This is a genomic window from Bradyrhizobium sp. 132, from assembly GCF_023074185.1.
Taxonomy (GTDB): Bacteria; Pseudomonadota; Alphaproteobacteria; order Rhizobiales; family Xanthobacteraceae; genus Bradyrhizobium.
The window spans coordinates 1-7683 of sequence record NZ_JADPKY010000061.1 but is presented as its reverse complement, the minus strand read 5'-3'; the positions used below and the strand labels follow the sequence as shown (position 1 = coordinate 7683).

At 59.2% G+C, this 7683-nt stretch carries 6 protein-coding genes, 1 tRNA gene and 4 pseudogenes; 5 read left to right on the top strand and 6 right to left on the bottom strand.

Annotation, left to right across the window (positions count from 1 at the left end):
- Positions 1 to 290: 290 nt before the first annotated feature.
- The 3 genes and pseudogenes from IVA74_RS10615 to IVA74_RS10605 all read left to right on the top strand — a co-directional run.
- A pseudogene (locus IVA74_RS10615) lies at positions 291 to 968 on the top strand (PHP domain-containing protein); the annotation flags it as partial.
- A 24-nt stretch (positions 969 to 992) separates the two neighbouring features.
- Positions 993 to 1453 (top strand): annotated as a pseudogene (locus IVA74_RS10610) (NUDIX domain-containing protein).
- A 174-nt stretch (positions 1454 to 1627) separates the two neighbouring features.
- Entirely contained in the window at positions 1628 to 1801 is a 174-nt protein-coding gene (locus tag IVA74_RS10605; RefSeq protein ID WP_247342586.1) for a DUF3606 domain-containing protein, read from the top strand.
- A 28-nt stretch (positions 1802 to 1829) separates the two neighbouring features.
- On the opposite strand, the pseudogene ligD reads toward IVA74_RS10605, so the two are convergent.
- The 4 genes and pseudogenes from ligD to IVA74_RS10585 all read right to left on the bottom strand — a co-directional run bounded on the left by ligD (position 1830) and on the right by IVA74_RS10585 (position 4288).
- Positions 1830 to 2805 (bottom strand): annotated as a pseudogene (gene ligD / locus IVA74_RS10600) (non-homologous end-joining DNA ligase).
- A gap of 144 nt (positions 2806 to 2949) precedes the next feature.
- A complete protein-coding gene (locus tag IVA74_RS10595; protein ID WP_346730938.1) occupies positions 2950 to 3390 on the bottom strand; it encodes a hypothetical protein in 441 nt (146 codons plus the stop codon).
- Entirely contained in the window at positions 3377 to 3553 is a 177-nt protein-coding gene (locus IVA74_RS10590) for a hypothetical protein (RefSeq protein ID WP_247342583.1), read from the bottom strand. The genes IVA74_RS10595 and IVA74_RS10590 overlap by 14 nt, the downstream gene beginning before the upstream one ends.
- A 525-nt stretch (positions 3554 to 4078) precedes the next feature.
- Positions 4079 to 4288 carry a hypothetical protein gene (locus IVA74_RS10585; protein WP_247342580.1) on the bottom strand — a complete coding sequence of 70 codons (210 nt, stop codon included), beginning with the start codon at positions 4286 to 4288 and terminating at the stop codon, positions 4079 to 4081.
- 725 nt (positions 4289 to 5013) lie between these two features.
- On the opposite strand from IVA74_RS10585, the gene IVA74_RS10580 reads away from it, so the two are divergent.
- Together IVA74_RS10580 and IVA74_RS10575 are read left to right on the top strand one after the other, a co-directional pair.
- Complete coding sequence (locus tag IVA74_RS10580; protein ID WP_247342577.1) at positions 5014 to 5244, top strand: hypothetical protein; 231 nt, start codon at positions 5014 to 5016, stop codon at positions 5242 to 5244.
- A gap of 348 nt (positions 5245 to 5592) precedes the next feature.
- Positions 5593 to 5904, top strand: a pseudogene (locus IVA74_RS10575) (NYN domain-containing protein); the annotation flags it as partial.
- Positions 5905 to 6731: 827 nt separating this feature from the next.
- Here the strand turns inward: IVA74_RS10575 and IVA74_RS10570 are convergent.
- Positions 6732 to 6807 (bottom strand) — tRNA-Ser (locus IVA74_RS10570).
- Positions 6808 to 7013: 206 nt separating this feature from the next.
- The gene (gene lgt, locus IVA74_RS10565; RefSeq protein ID WP_247342575.1) at positions 7014 to 7559 is read right to left on the bottom strand and encodes a prolipoprotein diacylglyceryl transferase; all 546 of its coding nucleotides are present in this window, start codon (positions 7557 to 7559) and stop codon (positions 7014 to 7016) included.
- Positions 7560 to 7683: the final 124 nt, after the last annotated feature.

The window sequence follows — 7683 nt, the reverse complement described above, 5'->3', positions numbered from 1 at the left end:
CAGCCATCAGCAGCAGAAAAGATTTCTTGTTCATTTCGTCCTCCAGTAGTGGCACGGCACAACATACGCCGGGCTGAGAAGTTCCAGGTTTTCCCGGTCGCGGGGGCGATGCAGGATCTGCAAGAAGACGGCAGCGGCCGTCGGCTGTGCACTTCCAGTAATCGGTGTCCTGATCGCCGTGAGGCAGCAGGGTGCTGCCTCACGGCACACTCGGTTTTGGTCTAGCTTCCTGACCGCCGCGCTTGTTTCCAGGCAGGCCCTTGACGTTGGACGGGTCCTGTCTTCGAGTATTCGGGATGGCCGATCACTCGAAGTCAGCGCACTAAGCCAGCGGGTTGTCCGGCGAGTAGATCGAGCAACAGCACCGCGAGGCCGACCGCCTGAACAACCGTTTCGGCAAGGATTTCCGGATCCTGAAGGGGATCGAATCCATATCCTCGCCGACGGCTCGCTGGACTATCCCGACGAGGTCTTGGAGCGTTTCGACTTAGTCGTCGCGAGCATTCACGGTGGCTTCAAGTTGGAAAGGAAGGCGCCGACGCAGCGCCTCGTCCGAGCAATCTCAATCCACACACCACAATCATTGGCCACATGACCGGGGCGTCAGCTGCTGCGGCGATCGGGTTACGACATCGACGTCGAGAAGGTGCTCCGCGCCTGCGCCAAGTATGGCGTTGTCCTCGAGGTCAACGCACACCCCCTGGCGGCTCGATCTCGACTGGCGCTGGCACCAGAATGCGCTTGAATATGGCTGTATCTTCATCATCAATCCCGACGCTCATTCTATTCGCGAGCTCGATCACGCGCGCTGGGGTGTCGAAATGGCCCGCAAGGGCGGCGTGCCGGCAGATCGCGTCCTGAACGCCATGCCCCTTTCAAAAATGCTTGCGTATCTTGCGAAACGCAAACGCGCGGCTGCAAAAGGCTCTCGTCGCCGTGCCCCCTCACGGGAATCTTCCGTGCGATAGATGAGCACCCCGCGCGCCGTATCATTGCCAAAAACAAGCGCGGGCATTCTCCTGTTCCGGCGCAAAAGCGGAAGTATGGAAGTTCTCCTCGGGCATTCAGGCGGACCATTCTGGAAGAAAAGGATCACGGTGCCTGGAGCATTCCGAAGGGGCTGATTTCATTCGGCGAGGCGCCGCTCGACACAGCTAAACGGGAATTCGAGGAAGAGACAGGCCACAGACCCCGCGGAGAGTTCACATCGCTTGGCGAGGCAAACCACCCGCGCGGCAAAACCGCACATGTCTGGGCTGTCGAGGATGGCTGGAATCCGGATGAGCTCAAAAGCAACATGTTTCAAATGGAATAGCCGCCGCATTCAGGCAGGGTTCAGAGCTTTCCTGAGCTGGATCGCGCCGGGTGGTTCAACATCGCAGAAGCGCGCGAGCGCATCCTGAAGGGCCAGGCTGTATTTCTGGACCGTCTTCTGGCAAGTGCAGTGCAGTAGCTTTCGTCAGGGCGGGAACGAGAGCTCCGCGCAGATGTTGTTACTCCAAGCTATGACAACATCACTCAGGAGGCCTCGATGGGTTTCGGCAAAGGTGCACTTCTCTGGCTGATCGGCATTCCCCTTCCCATCATTCTTCTTCTCGCTCTTTTTATGCATCACTGAGGCACCCCGATGACGAGCCTGACGCACAAGCTTCCGCCGGATCGCAGCAAGATAAACCTGCAGGACAGGACCGAGCTGCACTACTGGCTCAAGCACTTCCGTCTGTCCCAGGAAGAGTTGCAAAGGGCGATTGATAAAGTCGGTAATTCGGCGGCTGCCGTCCGCAAGGAGCTGGCGGTTTAGCCGAAGGCGCGCGGTATGCTCGCGATCTTCAGGAGCGAGGGCCGCGCGCTTTATTATGAATTGCATGTTTTTCGTACTCACGCACGACTTTTCCCGCGGGCTTGTCTTCGCGCAGGCCGAGATAGACCGGATGCCTCATTTCGCCGGAGCTTGTCCATTCGGTGAATTTCACCTCGGCGACAAGCAGCGGCTTTACCCATGTGGTAACGGCCTCGCCTTTCACTTTTTTTCCGAATGGTGATTTGGCAGACTTCAGCTTAACGAGTTTTTTGTGAAGCTCCTCCAACGCTTCATGACTGAATCCCGTGCCGACATGTCCGATATATCGCCAGCCATTTTCTTCACGCAGCGCAATGGTCAGGGCGCCGAAGAAACGGCCGCGTCCGCCGCGGGGCTGTGAAGCCCGCAATGACGACCTCCTGGCGCTTAGCGGTCTTGATCTTGAGCCACTCATCGGTGCGTGCGCCAGACAGGTATTTGCTGTCCGCGCGTTTTGCCATGATGCCTTCGAGACCCTTCCGCTCGGCTTCCTCGAAGAATTTTGTCCCAAATGTCTTCCGGTCGCGGCTGAACGCGATCAGCTCGTTTTCGGGTAAAATGGCCTTCAGCCGCTTCTTGCGTTCTGTGAGCGGCAGACGGCGAAGGTCTTCTCCATCCTTAAACATCAGATCAAACGCACAGTATTGCAGCTTCGCTTCATGGCGGAGCGCATTCTGCAGCAGCTGGAAATGAGAGACGCCGTCCTTTCCAAGAGCGACAAGCTCGCCGTCGATGACGGCCTCGGCTTTTACGCCCTCCAGCGCTTTCGCGACCTCGATATAGCTCTTGCTGATAATCTTGCCGTTGCGGCTGTAGAGAGTGACCTTGCCGCCTTCGATCTTTGCCACCATGCGGAAGCCGTCATACTTGTCTTCGAATATCCAGCCCTTGTGGTCGAACGGCGCATCAGTGAGCGTCGCGAGCATCGGCTGCAGGCGCTTCGGCAATGTGGAGACGCGGGCCACTATGATGCGCGCCCTTCGACTACGTTGCGGAATGAAAGTGAGTAACGCAGGCTTTCGACGCCGGGAATGCTGTGGTGCCATTCGGTGCGCGAGGGACCCCGCAGAAGACAGATGGAGCGCGGCTCGGCAACGAGGTTCATTCGCTCAAATCCGATTTTTTTCTTCTACGGAGCCGGACGTGCAGGGCGACAGGAGTGAGATGCCCACGACGTCGCCAAATACCGAGCGGTCCTTGTGCCAGCCGATGCCGGCGCCCGGCGCGTATTCCGTGACGAGAATCTGCTGAAAGCTACCGGAAGCGCTTCCGGCAAAGGTTTCGGCGCGGGCGCGAAGCTCGCTGAGAACTTCCGGCATATCTTCCGTCTTCGTAAGGCCCCCGCCGTTGAAATCGTAGCGCCAACCGAAGGAAACGGTCCGGCGCTTGCCGGTGAATCCGTGAAACTCAAATTCGCTGAACGGCAGGCGCTCGACATGACGCAGCAACGCGTGCTCCTCCTCGGGCACGAGAAAGTCCGGCTGATACTTCGTGCCTTCCGGAAGGTGGGGCGCTCCGAAGAGATCTAATGTGGTGCTACGTTCGCGCACTCGTCTTTTTCCGCGGCTTTGTTTTGGACGACTTCCGGTCACCGCGATGGACCTGCCCCGCCTTGGCCGCCTTCTCAGCCTTCGTGCGGCGATTGTGGTCCTCACCATTCGGCTCGATCAGATCGCGCCTGGCTGCGGCCCGCCATTTGGTAATACGCTTCATATCGTCTCCCCAGCTGGTCTCACAGTACCCAACTTCCCTCAAAGCCGCAGAGTTCCGTGTCACAGGGCGCGCCCTCTGCTGCGCGGCCGACCGGGCTCTAGCGCGTGCCGCGCCCGGGTCTTGTCTGGCCATCCGGTGACGATCCCTCGCGCATCAGCCCCCTTCAGCCCTCAAGGGCGAGCTCGCTGACGCTCGTGCGAAGGCGCCCCCTTGACCGCTTTCCCCGCTCATTGCCGCTTGGCTAGCCGGGTTGCAGGCCGCAACCCTTTTCAGGACAGGAACCAAGTCCCGCGTCGTCCCGTTGGAGCTGGCTTTTGGGGATAAGGCCATGTCAAAGAGCGACGAGCTCCGCTACGGGGCTCGAGAATGCAGAGGATGTTCGCGGAAGACGCGGAATGGAGGACGCCGTGGCTGCCGCGGGTGCTGCCGAATGTTGTCTGCAGCGGCGCATCCTGAGTGAACCCGGCGGCCTCGCCTTTAAACAGGGAAATATGGATCTCGAACTTCTAAGAGCGGCGGCTGCGGCTAACACCCTCGGCAGATACTCTTGATCTTCTTATCCAGCGCTTTATCCGCTGGATCGCGAATATCTGCAGCAGGTTTATTTTGCGGATCGCCTGCAGTAACGGGCTGCGGGCGGTGATGATGGTGCCGGCTTTTCGCATCTGCCGTGTGAAGCACAGGAAGCGCTGCAATGAGGAGGGGATAAAAAACGCTTTTCAACAGTTTTTGCAAATCTTCCCCACCGTTCTGTCTGTCTTGTCGTTCTCTTGATCTATTTTAGCGTCGCTATCTTGCGTGTTGGTTGTCGTCGGTCTCCCGATGCCGCCTGCTGGCGCCGCGGTCTGCACGCTGGCGCCTGGAGATCCTGAGGACGTTGCAGTACCGGCGGCATTGGTACCCGGTGCCTGTCCGCCCATGGCAGAGCCGTTTCTTTCTCCCGTTCCCTGGTTAGTTGACGGGGCTGCGCCGGGAGCTGCCGCGGTGCCGGTTGGGCTGCCGGCCACGCCCGAAGTTGTGCCGGCGGCATTTGCTGCGCCGGACGCAGCATTTCCCGCGCCGGAGGGTGAAGAACTCGGGCCAGCGCCGCCCGCAGCTGAAGAGGCTGCGCCACCGGCGCTACCACCAGCAGACCCGCCACCGCTGCCGCCTCCCCCGCTACCGCCTCCACCACCTCCTCCGCCTTGAGCGAAGGCGGCACAGGGAAGGACGATTGCCATGGCGAGAGCGAGACGAAGGACTTTCATGCTGCGATTCCTTTAGCGACCAAGCGGCCTCTGGTAATTTCGTTCCTATCGCTGACGCGTCCTACAGGAGAGGGATTCCCTGACACGACGGATTAGTAACCCGGGCTGCCACAGAGGCTCTTAATCTGCGCGCTCCGCCTTGTTTTGCGGCCGCGCAACGTCATCGGCCGGACCGGAGTTCTTATGCTAGCTTGGTATTCGATGCTGACACTTATGGCAGATGCCCTCCACGTCATCGACTTGCGGCTGCGGCAGATCGCGGCCGGCACGGGCACCGCTGACGAGATGTTCCTCGTGGTCACGGAAAAGCTGGAAGCTGCTGAGGAGGCTCGGACGATATTCTTCCGCGGCGGCAACAGCGGCGAGGTTCTTGATCACTACAGAAAGGTCGTCGCTCGCAATGTCGAGCGTTTGTCATCAGGTAAGATTATCGGGTCCGCGTGAGACGAGAAGCCCATAGGAACGCGGCGCAGGAACGATCGTTTTACGTTCATGAAGCGCTTTTACTTCGATCTAGCTGGCGCGTTCACGGCCTGCGATAGGGTAGGACATCAATGCGCGTCCCGCCGCGAGGCAAAGGCTCGCCAAGTTCATCGCTCATCGCATTCACGCTGAGAATCCACCCTTCGCGCAGCCTGGCAACTACATCAGGGTCCGGGACGAAAACGGCGTGGAGATTTTTGAGATTCCGATACACGTTGGAACTGGGCTATTCTATGCGGCACGCTGCTTAGCGACGAGTCGCCATTGTTCTGGCAGTCTTTCCGGCTGCGCGTTTTGTGCGCTTCTTTGCTCACCGTGGACGCCATGGAGTTCGCCGAGCCATCGAGCAAATGGTGCTTTTTTGGGCGACGGCGACTTCCGCTACCTGGTCGAGGCCGTTCAGCGCCGCGGCGTGCGGGTCACCGTGATCTCCACCATCGCGATCCAACCGCCGCTGATCGCGAGCTGCGCCGCCAGCCCGACGTCTTCACCGACCTCGTCGAGCTGCAGGCCAAGCTCGGCCGCGACCCGTCCGAACGCCCCGCCCTGCGTGGTCGCGAAGCGCGTGGACACATGCCAAAATTCTTGCAAGAGCCGAAAGGGAACGACCCTCCCGCCTAGACAGTTACGGATCGCCCGCATCGACGGACGGACTTCAATAGAACAGCATCACCGACATCCATGCCGCCAGCGACGCACAGAGACCAATTCCTAGATAAGGCAATGCAAGGCGCATCGGGTTTCTCCTCCGAGACGCGAAATATGCCTTAGCTTTGCATGTCTGCAGGCCGACGACTACGAATCTACGGTTGTGCTGCTGCCAGTCCCAGGAGAGGACTTGGTGGAGCACTCGACCGGTCCCTCGGCTTGCTGCTTCTGAACCTGATCTTCGACGTACAAGAGCACCGTGCGCCGTGTGCCTTGATCGGTTAGCTTTTGAAATGCCCTAATCAAGCGCAGCATCTGTAGATCTTCGACACTGTTCGACATGGCGAAAACCTCATGGAAACTTGGCAAGCAATGGGGAAACTATGCAGCGCTTCGCCTCGCAGTGGAACGCGGAACTTCGTCGCAGGTTAAGGTTTTCCGGTCGTGCCGCCGACGCCGCGGAGCGGCCCCGTTCTTCACACCCCAGCCCCCGAAGCCGTGGCCGTTACTCCGCCCCCAACTTTCCGAGCCAAGAAATTTATAGTTTGCAACCTGCACGATGACCTTTGATGCCGGCATGCTCTCGCCGTCCGCATCCGTAAGCACGAAGCTGTGCCTCAAACCGGCAGCTAAGAAGTCTGCTTCGCCGATGGTCGGCCGTGCTCGGCTACAATCTTTACCAAACGAAGAAGCAGCCCGACGGCCTGCAAATCAATGTCGGTCTCAACGGGCTGAAGATCCAGGGCAAGTAGCGGCGGCTCCCGGCCGCGGCCAGATCCGAAAAACTCTGGCCTGAGAATTGGCGCGCTCGGAGAGATTCGAACTCCCGGCCCTCGGAATCGAAATCCGCTCAGCCGCTCAATAATATCAACGCGCGTTCTGAACTTTCCCGATCCGTTCACCACGGCATTGGTGAATTTCGCGCGTTCAGAATGCAACGGGCACTCTCAAGTCAGCTCAAGCCACTCGGGACTTTGAAGCGGTCGCTTATTAGGTTAGCCGGGGAATGTCCTTGCGCGCCTGGATCGCCGCTATCGCAAGCTGAGCGAATGATGGCGGCCTCAAGTTCTTTCCGCCCGACGTCACAATCCCCTATGCCCATCACTGCGTCCTGAGCCGTAAGCGTTCCTTTGTTCGTTAATTCGCGGTACTCGATGGCGGTACGAGGTTAACGCGATCACGAGCGCTCCAACGGCAACCATCGGCAGGCTTAGCAGCATCCCCATCGTGACAAATGAAAAACTGAACAGGTCGGGATCGGGCGCCTTAAAAAACTCACACAGAATTCGCGCTACACCGTAGCTAAGGCCGAACAGGCCGATCAATAAGCCAGGACGCTTCAGGGCGCCGCCGCGAATGGCAAACCTGAGAATGACAAAAACGACGAGTCCTTCAAGAACGGCCTCATAGATTTGACTTGGATGCCGCGGCAACGAACCGGCCCCGGGAAATACCATTGCCCACGGCACGTTGGTCGGACGTCCCCAAAGTTCCGGCTGGATGAAGTTCGCAATCCGGCCGAAGCAAACGCCGATGGCGCCCCCCGGCGAGCAAATATCGAGCGCAGTGAGCAAGGAGCAGTTGTTGCGGCGCGCGAAAACCCACACCGCGATGCAGGCGCCGACCATGTGGCTTGTTTCCGACCTCAGTGGCCTAGGGTCTGTTGGGATTCATCTGGAGTTTATCGCGGCCGCGGCCAGATAGATCATTGAAGTGAAGCTCTGGTCGGTCTTGTCGGCGCGCATTGCGATG